Here is a 16,027-nt window from a genome sequence, read left to right on the forward strand (position 1 = left end):
CCACTCCTCAACAGCCTGTATACTGCGCCTCTTGTCTTGAACACTGAGGTCGCCCATGCCATCCGTTATTTCCACCGACGTTCTGATTGTCGGCGCCGGGGTTGCCGGCCTCTGGCTGAATGCGCGCCTGCGCCGCCAGGGGTTTTCCACGGTGGTGGTGGAAAACGCCACCTTGGGTGGCGGGCAAAGCGTGAAGTCCCAGGGGATCATTCACGGCGGCGCGAAATACGCCCTGCATGGCGCGATCACCGGCGCGTCCGAAGCCATTGCCGATATGCCGCGCCGCTGGCGCGAAGCACTGGCGGGTAACGGCGAGCTGGACCTGCGCGGCGTGCGCCTGTTGTCTGAGGCGCATTACCTGTGGTCCCCCGGCACGCTCGCCGGCAACCTCACCAGCTTTTTCGCCAGCAAGGCCGTGCGTGGCCGTGTCGACCAAGTCAAGGGCGACGATTTGCCGCCGGCGCTGCAAGACCGCCGCTTCAAGGGCAAGGTCTATCGCCTGGCGGAGCTGGTCATCGACGTGCCAAGCCTGATTGAGCGCCTGGCCCAGCTGGCCGGCGATGGTTTGCTCGCTGGCCAGCACATCGAACCCTTGTTGGAAGGCGACACGCTGGTGGGCTTGAGGGTGGACGGTCGCGAGATCCGCGCCCAGCGCATCGTGTTGAGTGCCGGCGCCGGTACGGCTGATCTGCTGACCGCGCTGGGCATCAGCCAGCCAGCCATGCAAAAACGTCCATTGCACATGATCATCGCCAAAGGCCCCGGCCTCAAACCGCTGTATGCCCACTGCCTGGGCGGCGGCACCAAGCCGCGCATCACTGTCACCACTCACCCGGCCGCCGATGGCAATTGGGTGTGGTACATGGGCGGCGATATTGCCGAGGCCGATGGCGTGGCGCGCACGCCGCAGGAACAGATCGCCACGGCCCAGAAAGAGCTGGCGCAATTGCTGCCGTGGATCGACATGAGCCAGACCCAATGGGCGACCCTGCGCGTCGACCGCGCCGAGCCCCTGCAATCGGGCCTGACCCGCCCCGACAATGCCTTCATCGCCGAACAAGGCCGCCTGCTGGTGGGCTGGCCCACCAAGTTGGCGTTGGCACCGGACTTCGCCGATCGGGTGATCAACAGCCTGGAACGTGACGGCATCCGCCCAAGCGTCGACGAGCCGCTGCCCGAGCTGCCAAAACCCGCCATCGGCGTGCCTGCCTGGGAGCAACTGTTGCCATGAGCCTGCCTACCCTGCACGACCTTCATCGCCCCCTGGGCAGCACCGGCCTGATGGTCTCGCCACTGGGCCTGGGCACCGTCAAGCTGGGCCGCGACCAAGGGGTGAAATACCCCAGCGGCTTCCAGATCCCCGGCGACGACGAAGCGCGCATGCTGTTGCGCCAGGCCCGCGAACTGGGCATCAACCTGATCGACACCGCGCCAGCCTACGGCATGAGCGAAGAACGCTTGGGGCCGCTGCTGCGCGGCCAGCGCAAAGACTGGGTGATCGTCAGCAAAGTCGGCGAAGAGTTCGAGAATGGCGCGTCCAGCCACGACTTCAGCGCGGCCCACACCCGGATGTCGATCGAACGCAGCTTGAAACGACTTGAAACCGATTTTATCGACCTGGTGCTGGTGCACTCCGACGGTAACGACCTGCATATCCTCAATGACTGCGAGGTCTACCAGACCCTGGCGGCGCTGAAACAGGAAGGCAAGATCCGTGGTTTCGGCTTTTCCGGCAAGACCGTCGAGGGTGGCGTGAAGGCTCTGGAACAGGGCGATTGCGCGATGGTCACCTACAATTTGAACGAACAGGCCGAGAAAGCCGTCATTGAATATGCGGCGGCCCACGGCAAGGGCATCCTGGTGAAAAAGGCCTTGGCCAGCGGCCACGTTTGCCTGGAGCCTGGAATGGATCCAATTCGCGCCAGTTTCATGTTGTTGTTTGCGCAAACAGGCGTTGCCAGTGCTATTGTCGGGACCATTAATCCGCTGCACCTGGCCCATAACGTGGCGACCGCTGCCCAGGTCATTCGTCAACTCTGATGCCGCCGACGCGGCCGACCCCGTCGCAAGAAGGAGCCGACATGCCGCGAACGCTCATAAGAAAAAACCCCAGCAACTTCAAGACACTGCCGCTACACGTCGAAGCCACCCCCGAAGGCCTGAGCTACCAGAGCGTCGGCATGCCGCTCAACTTTGCCCAGACCCTGCAACGGCGCAAGCCGGTGGAGGTGGCAGACCCCGAGCGTTTCGCCCTGGAGCTGGCCAACCTTGGCGTGTCGGTGCGCCTGACCCTGCATTGGCAAAACAAGGATTACTGGGTGCTGGTGCGCCAGCGCCGCCAGGACCGTGGCGACGTGGTACTCAAGCTGATCTCCGGCTACGTGCCCGCCCATGAGCTGAACCTGCCGCTGCACACCGCCATCCAGGAAATTGCCGAAGAGTGCCTGCTGGAAACGCCGGAAGGCTGGCTGGGCGGGCGCTTCAACGACACCTGGCTGCCGGCGCCCTATTCCTCCGCGCTGCATTACCGCGAAGCCCTGCCCTTTCGCCTCAGCCCGCTGTCCGGCGCGGCTCGCCCGGTGCGCTGCGCCACCACCCAGTTGATCGAACGCCCGCGCGCCTATGTGCACCTGCCCACCGCCTCGTTGCAATTGATCTATGACCTGCGCCTGGAAGTGCCCAAGGAAGCCAAATCCCTGAGCCTGTTCCATGTCGACGAGCGCCTTGAAGGCGACCAACTGGTCGCCCGCCTGGACCGTCAACGCCCGGACCTGTACCTGATGCCATTGAAAGACGGCCAGCCCCTGGCCGAGCTCTACACCGTCAAGAAAGACCAGCTGTACCCGGCGAGCACGCGGGGTTTGTACCTGGCGGAAAGCTTCGCCCAGCAGGAAGGCTGGTTGGTGCGTGAGGAGCGGATTCGCTGGAAGGACTGGCTGCGCCAGCAAGGCCTGGCTGAGCCTGAGAAAGAGTCGAAATTGAAGCGCCTGGCCCAAAGGGTGCTGCGCAAGATCGTGCCGAAGAAAAAAACCAAGGCCTGAATCAGGCTACACATCGCGTCAGCCTTTGAGCAAGCGTTCCAATCCCACCTTCAATGGGGTGGGTTCGGGCAGGGTAAAACTCGCCAGTAACCGCTGGTTGTTCGCCCGCGAATGCCGGATATCCCCGGAGCGCGCCGGCCCGTAAGTCACTTCGGGCAGTTTGCCGACGATGTCTTCCAAGGCTTGCAGCACATCCTTGAGCGTCGTGGTGCGGTTCCAGCCGACATTGATTGCACCCAAGGGAGCCTCGGGCGCTTCAATCGCCTGCACCAACAAGTCCACCAGGTCGCCCACGTACATGAAGTCGCGGGTTTGCTCACCATCGCCAAACACGGCAATCGGTACGCCCTGCTGCACCCGCTCGCTGAAGATGCTGATCACACCGGAATACGGCGATGACGGATCCTGGCGTGGCCCGAAGATATTGAAGAAACGGAAGATCACCGGCTCCAGGCCATGCTGGCGACGATAGAAATCGAAGTAGTGCTCGCCGGCCAACTTGTCGGACGCATAGGGCGTCAACGGCGCCTTGGTGGTGGCTTCGTCAATGGAAGCGCCTTCGCCATTGTTGCCGTATACCGCAGCGCTGGAGGCATACACCACGCGCTTGATGCCGACCTTGCGCACGGCTTCGCAGACATTCAAGGTGCCGATGAAGTTGCTCTGGTGCGTGCTGACCGGATCATCCACCGACGCCTGCACCGAGGCCACCGCCGCCAGATGCACCACCGCGGCTGCGCCGACAGCGGCACGGGCGACCAGCTCGGCATCGGCCACATCGCCTTCCAGCAGTTCGACGCGCGGATTGTCCAACGGCAGGTTAGTGCGCTTGCCGGTGGAGAGGTTATCCAGCACCCGCACACCGTAGCCTTTGGCGAGCAGCGCATCGACCAGGTGCGAGCCGATAAAGCCCGCACCGCCGGTGACAAGAACCTGCTTACTCATTGTTGCGGATCTTCTCGACAATGGCGGTGGTCGAGCTGTTCTCGACCAGGCCCAGCACTTTGACCTTGCCACCGTAGGCGCTGACGATATCGGCCCCGACCACTTGGTCGACGGAATAATCGCCGCCCTTGACCAGCACATCCGGCTTGACCTGGGCCAGCAGGTTTTCCGGGGTTGCTTCAGGGAAGCTGATCACCCAGTCCACAGCGCCCAGACCGGCCAACACGGCCATGCGCCGGTCGACGCTGTTGATCGGACGGCCAGGGCCTTTCAGGCGGCTGACCGAGGCGTCATCGTTGACCGCGACGATCAGGCGATCGCCTTGGGCGCGGGCCTGTTCCAGGTAGGTCACGTGACCGGCGTGCAGGATGTCGAAGCAGCCGTTGGTGAACACAATGCTTTCGTTGTGGGCGCGGGCATCGTCAATCGCCAGCAGCAATTGCTCGATGGTCAGCACGCCCCGCTCCGAGCCTTCGGAACGCTGGATCGCACGGCGTAACTCAGGCGCGCTGATGGCAGCGGTACCCAGCTTGCCCACTACGATGCCCGCCGCCAGGTTGGCCAGGGCCACAGCGTGGGGCAGTTCTTCACCGGCGGCAATCGAGGCGGCCAGGGTGGAAATCACGGTGTCGCCGGCGCCGGTGACGTCGAACACCTCACGGGCACGTGCCGGCAAGTGCATCGCCGGGTGGCCGGGGCGCAGCAGGGTCATGCCGTGCTCGCCACGGGTCACCAGCAAGGCGCCGAGGTCGAGGTCGGCCATCAGTGCCGCGCCCTTGGTCACCAGGTCGTGCTCATCGGCGCAACCGCCGACGATGGCTTCGAACTCGCTGAGATTCGGCGTGATCAGGCTGGCTCCGCGATAAATCGAGAAGTCCTTGCCCTTGGGATCGGCCAATACCGGGATGCCCCGGGCCTTGGCGGCCTGGATCAGTTCCTGGTGATTCTTCAAGGCGCCTTTGCCGTAGTCGGACAACACCAGCACCTTTATGCCTTCGAGCAACTGATCGACCTGGCCGCTAAGGGCCAGGGCGTCGGTGGCGAAGGGTTCTTCGAAATCGATACGCAGCAATTGCTGGTGACGGCTCATCACCCGCAGCTTGACGATGGTCGGCTGGTGGGCAATGCGCTGGAACAACGCACGCACGCCAGCACCGCGCAGGCTGTTGGCCAGGCTGTCGGCGGCTTCGTCGTCGCCGGTCACGCCGACCAGCGAGGCCGGGGCGCCGAGGGCGGCAATATTGAGGGCAACGTTGGCAGCGCCACCTGGACGGTCTTCGATTTGCTCGACCTTGACGACCGGCACCGGCGCCTCAGGGGAAATCCGTGAGGTACCACCATGCCAGTAACGGTCGAGCATGACATCGCCGACCACCAAGACAGGGGCTTGATCGAATCGCGGCATGGACAACTTCATGGAGCAACCCACATACAAAATGAACAGGGGCGCGATATTAGCACAGGGTTGCGGGAGGTTTGCGGGAGGGTTTTGCAAGGAGCCGGCTTGCCGGCTCCTACCGGGAGGTTCAGGTAATGTCTGCGGAAATCGGCGCATCCAGGCCCATGGCATGCAGGCGGGCGTAATAGCCGTTCTGTGCCAGCAGCTCACTGTGCGTGCCACGCTCGACAATTCGACCGTCGTCCATCACCAGGATCAGGTCGGCCTTCTCGATGGTGGACAAACGGTGCGCGATCACCAGGGTGGTGCGACCTTGCATGACCTTGTCCAGCGCCGCCTGGATGTGGCGCTCGGATTCGGTGTCGAGGGCCGACGTGGCCTCGTCGAGAATCAGCAGCGGTGCATTCTTCAGGAGGGCACGGGCAATCGCCAGGCGCTGGCGTTGGCCACCGGACAGCAACACGCCGTTTTCGCCAACCTGGGTGTCGAAGCCCTTGGGCAACTGATCGATGAAGTCCTTGGCATTGGCGTCCGCCGCGGCCGCTTCCACGTCCGCCCGCGGCGCACCCGCCAGGTCGCCGTAGGCGATGTTGTTGGTCACGGTGTCGCTGAACAAGGTCACATGCTGGGTCACCTGGGCAATGTGTTTCCTCAGGTTGAGCAGCTTGTAGTCTTCGATCTCGACACCATCCAGCAGGATTTCGCCGCTTGCGTGGTGGTAGAAGCGCGGGATCAGGCTGGCCAGGGTCGACTTCCCGCTGCCCGAGCGCCCGACCAGGGCGATCATCTGCCCAGGCTCGGCGGTGAAGCTGATGTCCTTGAGCACATGGCGCTCGGTGCCTGGGTAGGTAAAGTTCAGGTTGCGTACGTCGAGACGGCCGCTGACCTTGTCGCGCTCGATGGTGCCGTTGTCGACTTCGACCTCTTCATCCAACTGTTCAAAAATGCTTTCGGCACCCGCCACGCCCTTCTGGATCGTCGAGCTGACTTCCGAGAGCTGGCGAATCGGCTTGGGCAGCAGGCCGGCCAGGGTGATGTAGGCCACCATGTCACCGGCCGATGCGTCACCGCGAAGATAAAGGACCAGGAACATCAGCACCGCCATCGCGGTGTAAATCACCAGTTGCAGCGCCGGTGTATAGATCGCCCCGGTGCGGGTCATGCGCAGTTGCTTGTCGGTGTTGCTCTGGCTGGCCTTGAGGAAGCGTTTTTCCTCGTAGACCTCACCCCCGAAGCTGCGCACCACGCGGTAGCCCTGGATGGTTTCGGAGGCCACGTGGGTCACGTCGCCCATCGCCACCTGGATCTTCTTGCTCTGCTTGCGGAATTTCTTGCTGGCCGTGCTCACCATCACTGCGATCAACGGCAGGATGGCAATCATCACCAGCGTCAGGCGCCAGTTCATGTAAAGCAGCGAGGCGAACAGGAAGATCACTGTCATGCCTTCACGAATCACCACTTTGATCGCATCGGTCGCCGCCCCCGTGACCATGGTCACGTTGAAGGTGATGCGAGAAATCAGGTGCCCGGAGTTGTGGTTGTCGAAGTAGCGGTTGGGCAGCGTCAGCAAGTTGTTGAACAACTGCACGCGCAGGTCATGGACCAGGCCCAGGGAAACCTTGGCCAGCAGGTAGTTGCCCAGGAACGAACCCAGGCCCTGCCAGGCCGCGATGAGGATGATCAGCAGCGGCACGGCTTGCAGCAGTTGCAGGTCCCGAAGGAACGGCACGGTAGGGAATAGCACGGCTTCAGGGTTGGAAAGGCCGTCGACGAAGTACTTGAGGATGTACCCCAGCATGGGCTGGGTCGACGCGAAAATCAGAAATCCGACGATACTCAGCGCGAACAAGCCGGCGTAGGGCTTAACGTAACTGAGCAGGCGGAAGTATATTTTCAAGCTCGAAGGGCTTGCGCTCGGACTGGAGTCGGTCATATCACGCGGCGTTTTGAAAAAGGAGGCTGACTTTAGCACAGCTTCTCTGTTGTACTTGCACCCTGCATGACCCTCAAACCGGTTGGCCTCAACCGGCGACATTATATAGCCACTACTTTAAGATGGTCGGCTTCTCAACACGGAATGGCTTTCCTGTATGCACTCCAAGCGGCTGATCTATGGCTCAAATCGCGTTTTCGACTTTCTGGTTCTGTGGATTTTACCCATTGGCTTGTTGTTGCTGCTGAGCTCACTGTTCTTCGTATCCAACCGAAACGTGCTGCATCGAATTGTCTACATCCTGTTCAGCGTACCGACGCTGTTCATGTTGTGCATGCGCCCCCGGGAGCTGAAAGCGTTACTGCGCGAGCCCCTGGCGCTCGCCTTCCTGGTCTTCTCCGCCTGGGCCCTGACCAGCCTGCTGTGGAGCCCCGAGCCCACCGCCGACACCGACCTGTTCAAGCGCCCGCTCAATACCTTCATGCTGTTTGGTGGCTGCGGGCTGTTGCTGCATTACCGCAACGATCTGTTCAAGCCGATCTTCTTCAGTGCGGCGGTAATCGCACTGGTGGTGAGCCTGTGCAACCTGGTGGCGTTCGTCAAAGGCTTCGAACCGGGCATGCGCATGATCGGTGGGCGTGGCGCTCTCGACAATCCGCTGCTCAGCTCTCATCTATTCGGTTTCTTCTGCGTCTACTGGCTGTATGTCTGCATGACCACCCAGCGCCTGAAAGTCCTGTGGTTCAGCGCCCCGGCTCTGGCAGTCATGCTCGCGGCGGTTCTGGCCACGGGCTCGCGCACACCGCTGGTAGCCCTGACACTCACCATCCTGTGGATGACCTTCGTCAGCCGCAACCGCCGCTCGGCTTTGCTGATAGCAGGCCTGGTTCTGGGGGCCATTGGACTGCTCCTGCTATACCCGGAATCCATTACCGAACGAGGCAGCTCATTTCGCCTTGAACTGTGGGGCATGTCACTGCAACGCATTGCCGAACATCCATGGATCGGCCACAGCTACGACTCCGAGCTGTACCTGACCCTGTCCGACGGCTATCAGCTGCGCGAGCCGCACAGTTTTGCCCTGGGCGTGCTGTATTACGTCGGCATCATCGGCTTTATCCCGTGGATCTTCATGATCGGCTGGGGGCTGTACAAGGGCCTGAAAGAACGCGCCCAGCCACTCTTCATCCTGGCTTCGTCGCTGCTGACCTATGGCATCGGCGCCGGGCTGACCGAAGGGGGTGGCATCCTGTCACGCCCGAAAGAGCACTGGTTCGTGCTGTGGATCCCACTGGCGATCATTGCCGGCCTGAGCATCGCCCAGCGCCGTCACAGCCTGTTGCGCATGCCGGTACAAGCGCTCAAGCCCGCAGCTTTCGACCAGCTGTGCAGCAATGCCCATGTGATCGAAGCCGACGGGCTGGGCCCGAAAGTCCTGCGCCTGGCCGACGGCCGCTTCCTGAAGATCTTTCGTGCGCGCCGCTGGTACACCTCGGGCAGCTTCAACCCCTACTCCGAGCGGTTTGCCAGCAACGCCGAGCAATTGCGCACCCTGAGCATCCCTACGCCGCAGATTCTAGGCCTCTATAGCCTGCGCGACGCCAGCACCGCCGTCAGCTACGCGCCACTGCCCGGCCTGACCCTGCGCCAGGCCCTGCAAGGCCTGGACAACAGCCTGCGTGAGTCGCTGATCGAACGTTTCGGCCAGTTCATGGCCAAGCTGCATGAGCGCGGTGTGTACTTCCGTTCGCTGCACCTGGGTAACGTGCTGTTGATGGATGACGGTGAGTTTGCCCTGATCGATATTGCCGACCTGCGCATCTTCCCGTCGCCGCTGCGCAACGCGTTGCGCCAGCGCAACCTGCGCCATATGCAGCGCTACCCACAGGACCGCGCCTGGTTGTTCGAGACACACTTCGAACAGCTGGCCAAAGGTTATGCGTCCGTTGCCAGCCAAGGCGCCACGGCGAAGATCCGCGAGCAAGTGCAGGCATTGGCCAGCCCCGCCACCTGATAAAAAAGGCGACTATCACTGCTGATAGTCGCCTTTTTCATACCTCCCCCGCCTCACTTCCTGAGGGGCGCCAGATACAACCGCACCAAGCCACGCAAGGTCTTGCGCCCCCAGAACTTCAGCGGGATCTGCTTGAGGATCTCCCGCGCCAGTGGCCGGTCCCGATCAGCCGTCTTCAGGAACATCGAGTTGAGGAAGTTGTAGCGCACCGCGTCATAGGCCGGGTGCTCGCTGAAATGGGCATAGGTCTTGAGAATGTTCTGGATCATGTAGCGATGGTTCTTGTAGGTGTTGCTTGCGTGCTGCCGATACTGCGCCATCACCACGCCGAGCGCGTCAATGGTGTAGCCCGCGGCGGTGATCTTCAATTGGATCAGCAGGTCTTCCAGAGGGATCAGTGGGTCGAAGCCGCCGACTTCTTCCAGCACTTCGCGGCGAATCAACATGGTCGGCGCCGGCGGGAAGGGCTTGCGGTCCATGAACATGTCGTCGAAATCCAGGCTGCGAAACGGTACGTCGCGGCGCTGCTTTTTCTCCGGGTGCAGGTTGCCGTCACCATCGATCAACTCGATATTGCCAGCGCACATGCCCACCTTCGGTTTACCTTCCATGTAGGCCACCTGGGTGGCGATACGGTCTGGCAGCATGATGTCATCGGAGCCGAAGGGTGCGATCAGGCTACCCTTGGCGCGGGCGATGGCACCGTTGAGCGTGGCGGTCAGGCCCTGGTTCTGCTGCACCTGGAAATCAAAGCCGTGCTCGGCCTGCAGGCGCTGGATCCGCTCGACACTGTCATCCTTGGAACCGTCGTCCACCACCAGCAGCTCGATGTTCGGGTACGTCTGGCCGAGCACGCTGAGGATGCTCTCCTCGATGTACCGGCCGTGGTTGTAGGACGCGATGATCACCGAGACCAGGGGTTGTTGCGCTGTCATGCTCTACCTACTTCTTTCAAACCGGTTTCGATGAGGTTCAGGTACTTTTGCTGGAACTCGGCCAGGGCGTGGTTCTCTTCCAGATAACGGAATACCTGTTCACCCTTGGCGCGCAATTGCTCGTCGCTCATGGCCAGATAAGTGTCCAGGGCCGCTGTCAGTTGCTCGACATTGCCAGGCTCGTGGGACAAACCACCCGCCCCTTCCACCAGCGGCAGCATGGCCGGCCCGTTGGAAGCAATCACCGGCAGGCGTCCACTCATGCCTTCGAGCAACGCCAGGCCCAGGCCCTCCAGCAAGGAAGGCATGGTCCAGATATCGAAAGCGCGTACATATTTGAGGCCATCCTCGCGAAAGCCCAGCAAGTGCGCACGGCCAGTGAGGCCAAGGCGCTCGATATCCGCGCGCAAGTCGGCTTCGGCACGGCCGGAACCGATGATGCCGACCTGGACATTGGGGTATTTGTCCTTGAGACGGGCAAACGCCTGCAGCAGGTGCGTATGGCCCTTGATCGGCACCAAGCGCCCCAGCGCGCCGATGATCCGTGCGTCGAGCGGCAGCCCGAGCGCCTGGCGAGCCTGCTCGCGTGGCAACTGCAAGGCTTCGGCCTGGGGAATATCGATAGCATTGGTGACGAAGGTGGTGTTATCGCGGGTAAAGCCGCAGTTGAGGCCGATCAGGTAATCCCTGACTGCCGCCGATACCCCGACAAAGCGCCAGGCCGGGCTGACCAGGCGGCGCGTCTGGCGCCGGCGATAGGCGCGTTCGTACTCGCCGAAACCGTGGGAAATACCGATGCACAACGGAATCTTCAACCAGCGATTGAGCGACAGCATCATGTTCACCGACTTGAAGCGGTTACAGATGACTACATCGAATTTCTGCTCACGGCAGTACTTGTAGATTTCCCACATGGCGCCCAGGCGAATGCCTTTGAGGGCCTTCTCGGGAAACTCGAAATACTTGGAATGATCCGCCACGCTCAACGGCTGGCCCGGCTGCGGCCGACCGCTCAGGAAGGCTGACGTCACCTCGAACCGCTCCGTCGGCAGCGCCTTGACGATCTGCTCGCCGAGATCGGCGAAGTCATTCAGTTTGACGTTGTAGTCAGGCTGCAACTGCAAAACCTTGAAACGAGGCTTCATATCACTCCATGAGGCAATCGGGCTGCTACACGCGGGCAGCCCGACGAAAAAAGTCAATTTCAGTCCTGCTTCAGCACCCAAAGCAGCTCGTGACGGCGCACAGCCTTGCGGAAAAATTCGTTCTCGCCGTAAGGCGATGGACCACGGCCGGCCAGCCATTGCTGCAACAGGCGACGCACCCGGCGCTTGAACGGTGCACGGGGCTGCAGATCATGCATCATGCCCAGCGCCATGGCCTTGTCCTGCTGCTGGCTCAGGCTGAGCACCCGGCAATAGGGCTCAAGTACCTGGACGGCATCGAACTGCGGCGGCAAAGCGATGCCAGCGCCTGAATCACCCATGGGCCAACGGTCGTTATCGTGCAGATGGTTGGCATAGCCAAGCAACATGGTCGGCTGCCACTCAAGCCCCTGCAATGCCTGCACCACCGCGGTGTGGGCGCAGATATGGTCAGGGTGAGGGTCGAGCACTGGCGTCGGCAACACAATCACCTCGGGACGCGCCTTGAGCAACACTGCACGCAGGTCGGCAATCAGGTTGTTCCAGGTCGGCGCACCGTCCACATCCCCCGGCAACGCCAAGGCATTGAACTGGCGGAACAGCCGCGTATCGTCCAACTGCGCTTCGCGCGATGCCTGGGGTTGATCGGGGGCGTCACGCATGGCCGGCAGTTGCAGGCAGAAATACCCCAACTGCACGCAGTGCGCCTCGGGCACGCCGGCCCAGCGCGGCACGGCAATGCTGTCCCAGGCACGCAAGCGCCCTTTGATCCGCGCCGCTTCAGCCTTGGGCAAACCCATTTGCTGATAGTGCTCGGCCTCGATCTCACCCGCGGTCAGGGTCACGATCCAGCTTTCATCCGCCTGGCTGTAAAGGCCGAAGGCGGCCAGTTCGGCATCGTCGGCATGGGGGGCGATCACCATCACACGCTGACGGGCTACGTCAGGCTGGCGAAACACCCACAAGACCGGCTGTCCGATCACGCGGCAAAAACGACCGCGCAGGCGCAGTTCACCGCCGACCAATGCCGCCGCCGAACCGGTGAGGTTGAGGTAACGTTTGCCGGCCACCCCACGTTCGAACGCCTGGCGATCGTCCAGAAATTCAACTGCAGGATCAAACAAACGCCCCCATAGGTTGCTTTTGAGCTGCACTTCGACGATCAGCGTTTCATCGCCAGCCAGCTCGAGCGGCGTCTCTGCCAGCAACCTGCCGCCTTCCAGACGCAGCCCGACCTGTTGGCCACTCGACGCAAAACGATATTGGTAGTCGTCCTTGGGCGAATAAAACAGGTGGTCGGCAAACCAGGCTTCATGGGCCACCCACAGCACAACCGCGAGGATCAGTGGTAACCACCAGGCCACCAGCACACCGGCCGCGATCAACAGCAGCAGCCCGATCAGCAGGGCAATGCGTTTATTGCGCCGGTGGCGCTTGAGCAGTTGCTGTTTGCGGCTCATACGCTGAACACCGGCACCGGGTTGCACCAGCGCTCCTTGTACTCGCGGTCGGCACGCCCGAAGGAAAAGCGCAGCGGTTTATCCACGGCCCGCGCCTGTTCCCAGGCGCTTTGGGTGTTGAGGAAGCTCAGCACACTGCCGGGGCTGAATGCCCGGGTTTCAGGGTCGACACCGCCATTGACGTACTCGATGCTGATCCACTCCGGCGCCTCGACGCGGTACACAAGCTGTACGGCAATCGGAGCATCGTTGAGAAACAGCACCGAGCCGATCAGGAACTCTTTGAGCAGCGCCAGCACCTCGGCCAGGCGCTCGGCGCCTGTGGCGGGAAAGCCCCAGCGGCGCTGGAACAGATCGCAGTAGATCGCCGCCAGCTCCACACTGGAAAACTCGCTCACCGCCCGCACCACGCCGCCCGCCTCTTCCAGCAGACGCAATTCGCGGCGCTGGTTGTAGCGAAACTTCTTCGACAGGTCTTCGGGGGTACGCGCCATGGCCAACTGCTCGGCCTGGGACTTGAGGGTGCTGATGCGGCCCTCGTTCAGCGCTGACAGGTAGCGCCCGCGATGGCGCACCGGCAACTGCGCATCGGCAGTGATCGGCAGGATGATCTCGGCATTGCCCAGGTCAAACAGGCCTTTCTTGCCGCTGCGCTTGAGTACGTCCTTGGACAAGGCCAGGTCGCGCCCCCAGGTGGCAATCGCCCCTCGGAGTTCACCGTCCTGTTCCCAGCCCAGGTAACGCACCGGAATCTGCGCCAGGCCCGCCAAGCGCTCGACAAACTGCGGATGGGTCGCAACGCTGCCGCCAAACCGCTGCCAGGCCTGGGCGTAAACCTCGGCCTCGACAGGCGTCCAGCCACGCTCACGCCACGCCTGGAAGCGGTTCAGCATTTAGACCACGGCGTCATAAGGGTCCACGCCGTCCTTGACGACCAGGATGTCTTCCATGATCAGGTACTGCAGGTCGGAGCCGAAGAACATGTTCAGTGCGTCGGTCGGCGAGCAGATCATCGCTTCGCCGCGACGGTTGAGCGAGGTGTTCAGGGACACGCCGTTGCCGGTCAGCACTTCGAGTTCTTTCATCATGTCGTAGTAGCGCGGGTTGTACTCACGCTTGAGCACCTGGGCGCGGGAGGTGCCATCTTCATGGACCACCTCCGGCACGCGGGTCTTCCACTCTTCGGCCACTTCAAAAGTGAAGGTCATAAACGGTGCCGGGTGGTCGACCTTGATCATCTGCGGCGCAACGGTGTCGAGCATCGACGGGCAGAAAGGCCTCCAGCGCTCGCGGAACTTGATCTGGTGGTTGATGCGATCCGCCACGCCGGTGGCGCTTGGGCAACCGATGATCGAACGACCGCCCAACGCGCGCGGGCCAAACTCCATGCGCCCCTGGAACCAGGCCACCGGGTTGCCGTCGACCATGATCTTGGCGATGCGCTGGGGCATGTTCTCGATCTTGCGCCAGTTCGGCTTGCTCTCGTGCTTGGCGCACGCGGCAATCACGTCTTCGTTGCTGTAGGACGGGCCGAGGTAGACGTGCTCCATCTTCTCCACCGGCACACCCCGGGCGTGGGACACGTAGGCCGCCGCACCCACGGCAGTACCGGCATCGCCGGACGCCGGCTGCACGAACAGCTCCTTGACGTCGTCACGGGCAATGATTTTCTGGTTCAGCTTGACGTTCAGCGCGCAACCGCCGGCGAAAGCCAGCTTGCCGGTGTCCTTGAGGATGTCGCCCAGGTAGTGGTCGATCATCTGCAGGGCCAGCTTCTCGAACAGCGCCTGCATGCTGGCGGCGTAATGGATGTACGGCTCGTCGGCGATATCGCCTTCGCGCTTGGGCCCCAGCCACTCGATCAGTTTTGGCGAGAAGTAGAAACCCTTGCCCTTCTCTTTATAACGACGCAGGCCGATGACGTTGGCGTAGTCGGTGTTGATCACCAACTCGCCGTTCTCAAAGGAGGCCAGGCGCGAGAAATCGTACTTGCTGGCATCGCCATACGGCGCCATGCCCATGACCTTGAACTCACCGTCGAGCATCTCGAAACCGAGGAACTCGGTGATCGCGCCGTATAGGCCGCCGAGGGAGTCCGGATCGTAGAATTCCTTGATCTTGTGGATCTTGCCGTTCTCGCCGTAGCCGAAGAACGTGGTGGCGTACTCACCTTTACCGTCGATACCGAGGATCGCGGTTTTCTCCTGGAAGCCGGAGCAGTGGTAGGCGCTGGAAGCGTGGGCCAGGTGGTGTTCAACCGGTTCGATCTTGATTTTCTTCGGATCGAAGCCCAGTTGCTCCAGGCACCAGACGATCTTGTTGCGGTAGCGCTTGTAGCGACGGTTGCCCATCAGGATCGCATCGAGGGCGCGGTCCGGGGCGTACCAGTAACGCTTGGCGTAGTGCCAGCGCGCCTCGCCGAACAGGCTGATCGGGGCGAACGGGATCGCGACCACGTCAACGTCGGAAGGCTTGATGCCGGCCTGCTCCAGGCAGAACTTCGCCGACTCGTAGGGCATGCGGTTCTTTGCATGTTTGTCACGTACGAAGCGTTCTTCTTCGGCGGCCGCGATCAGCTTGCCGTCGATATACAAGGCTGCGGAAGGATCATGGCTAAGGGCGCCGGACAGGCCAAGAATCGTCAATGCCACAGGGGTCTAGCCTCTTTTAGTCTGCATGCAGGCGGGTTGCGCCTGAAAAAAGTGTGCCTCCCGCCTGGGCGGGAAACAGCTAAAGGGCGGGATTATAGCGTAAAAGCGGCGGGAAGCTGTTAGCGACGAGCGTCAAGAGGGATCAGCGGAAGATCTCGATGCTGCCGTCCTGGCTTTGGCGATAAACGGTGTAGGGCAGCACCAGGGTGTCCAGGACGCCGGAGGCGACAAACTCCACCGCGACAATGGGTAGCATGCTACCGCCATGGTCGATCAGGCTGTTGTCCTTCAGGCTCTTGTCGGGCGCCGGTTCGCCATTGAGCGTGCAGAACCCGTAGATCACCCCGCTGTAGACGCGCGGCACGTTTTCGCAGTGACTGCGCGAGTCCTTGAGGTTCTGGCTGGTAACCGCGTCTGGCCGGAACACGGTATTGATGGTTCCGCAGCCCGCCAACACAAGCGGCAGCACACTGCACAAGACTTTCGACCCCATCCTCATGACCC

The 16,027-nt window shown here is 61.9% G+C and carries 13 protein-coding genes; 4 read left to right on the forward strand and 9 right to left on the reverse strand.

Features of this window, described 5'->3' with window-relative positions; translation table 11 throughout:
* Positions 1-55: 55 nt before the first annotated feature.
* From NL123_RS28085 to NL123_RS28095, 3 genes are read left to right on the forward strand one after another with little or no spacing between them, the layout of a single operon-like run.
* A complete protein-coding gene (locus NL123_RS28085) occupies positions 56-1,231 on the forward strand; it encodes an NAD(P)/FAD-dependent oxidoreductase (protein ID WP_494356771.1) in 1,176 nt (391 codons plus the stop codon).
* Positions 1,228-2,040 (forward strand): aldo/keto reductase, encoded by an 813-nt coding sequence (locus NL123_RS28090; protein ID WP_248485832.1) that lies wholly within the window; start codon positions 1,228-1,230, stop codon positions 2,038-2,040. Before NL123_RS28085 ends, NL123_RS28090 begins: the two co-directional genes overlap by 4 nt.
* Positions 2,041-2,081: 41 nt before the next feature.
* Positions 2,082-3,041, forward strand: a complete 960-nt coding sequence (locus NL123_RS28095) for a metal ABC transporter ATPase (protein ID WP_494356772.1) — start codon at positions 2,082-2,084, stop codon at positions 3,039-3,041.
* 18 nt (positions 3,042-3,059) lie between these two features.
* On the opposite strand, the gene NL123_RS28100 is transcribed toward NL123_RS28095, so the two are convergent.
* The 3 genes from NL123_RS28100 to msbA form a co-directional block, all read right to left on the reverse strand.
* Positions 3,060-3,986, reverse strand: coding sequence for an NAD-dependent epimerase/dehydratase family protein (locus NL123_RS28100; RefSeq protein WP_494356773.1), 927 nt, complete (start codon positions 3,984-3,986; stop codon positions 3,060-3,062).
* Positions 3,979-5,403, reverse strand: a complete 1,425-nt coding sequence (gene hldE / locus NL123_RS28105; RefSeq protein ID WP_071497176.1) for a bifunctional D-glycero-beta-D-manno-heptose-7-phosphate kinase/D-glycero-beta-D-manno-heptose 1-phosphate adenylyltransferase HldE — start codon at positions 5,401-5,403, stop codon at positions 3,979-3,981. Before hldE ends, NL123_RS28100 begins: the two co-directional genes overlap by 8 nt.
* A 109-nt stretch (positions 5,404-5,512) precedes the next feature.
* On the reverse strand, positions 5,513-7,318 hold the full coding sequence (msbA, locus tag NL123_RS28110; RefSeq protein ID WP_058423495.1) for a lipid A export permease/ATP-binding protein MsbA: 1,806 nt from the start codon (positions 7,316-7,318) through the stop codon (positions 5,513-5,515).
* 157 nt (positions 7,319-7,475) lie between these two features.
* Here msbA and NL123_RS28115 point away from each other — a divergent pair, with 157 nt between their 5' ends.
* Positions 7,476-9,332, forward strand: coding sequence for an O-antigen ligase family protein (locus NL123_RS28115; protein WP_494356774.1), 1,857 nt, complete (start codon positions 7,476-7,478; stop codon positions 9,330-9,332).
* A gap of 53 nt (positions 9,333-9,385) precedes the next feature.
* On the opposite strand, the gene NL123_RS28120 is transcribed toward NL123_RS28115, so the two are convergent.
* From NL123_RS28120 to NL123_RS28145, 6 genes are all read right to left on the reverse strand, one after another.
* Positions 9,386-10,267: a glycosyltransferase gene (locus NL123_RS28120; protein ID WP_092246568.1), complete on the reverse strand. Its 882-nt coding sequence runs from the start codon at positions 10,265-10,267 to the stop codon at positions 9,386-9,388.
* Positions 10,264-11,412, reverse strand: a complete 1,149-nt coding sequence (locus NL123_RS28125; protein WP_248485827.1) for a glycosyltransferase — start codon at positions 11,410-11,412, stop codon at positions 10,264-10,266. Before NL123_RS28125 ends, NL123_RS28120 begins: the two co-directional genes overlap by 4 nt.
* Before the next feature lie 59 nt (positions 11,413-11,471).
* The gene (locus NL123_RS28130; RefSeq protein ID WP_494356775.1) at positions 11,472-12,872 is read right to left on the reverse strand and encodes a PIG-L deacetylase family protein; all 1,401 of its coding nucleotides are present in this window, start codon (positions 12,870-12,872) and stop codon (positions 11,472-11,474) included.
* A complete protein-coding gene (locus tag NL123_RS28135) occupies positions 12,869-13,765 on the reverse strand; it encodes an antimicrobial resistance protein Mig-14 (RefSeq protein WP_248485825.1) in 897 nt (298 codons plus the stop codon). Before NL123_RS28135 ends, NL123_RS28130 begins: the two co-directional genes overlap by 4 nt.
* Positions 13,766-15,523 (reverse strand): carbamoyltransferase family protein, encoded by a 1,758-nt coding sequence (locus NL123_RS28140; RefSeq protein ID WP_034095562.1) that lies wholly within the window; start codon positions 15,521-15,523, stop codon positions 13,766-13,768. It lies immediately after the preceding gene.
* Between the two features lie 142 nt (positions 15,524-15,665).
* Positions 15,666-16,022, reverse strand: a complete 357-nt coding sequence (locus NL123_RS28145; protein ID WP_179029573.1) for a YceK/YidQ family lipoprotein — start codon at positions 16,020-16,022, stop codon at positions 15,666-15,668.
* Positions 16,023-16,027 lie beyond the last annotated feature (5 nt).

This window comes from Pseudomonas sp. FBCC-B1565, from assembly GCF_059133265.1.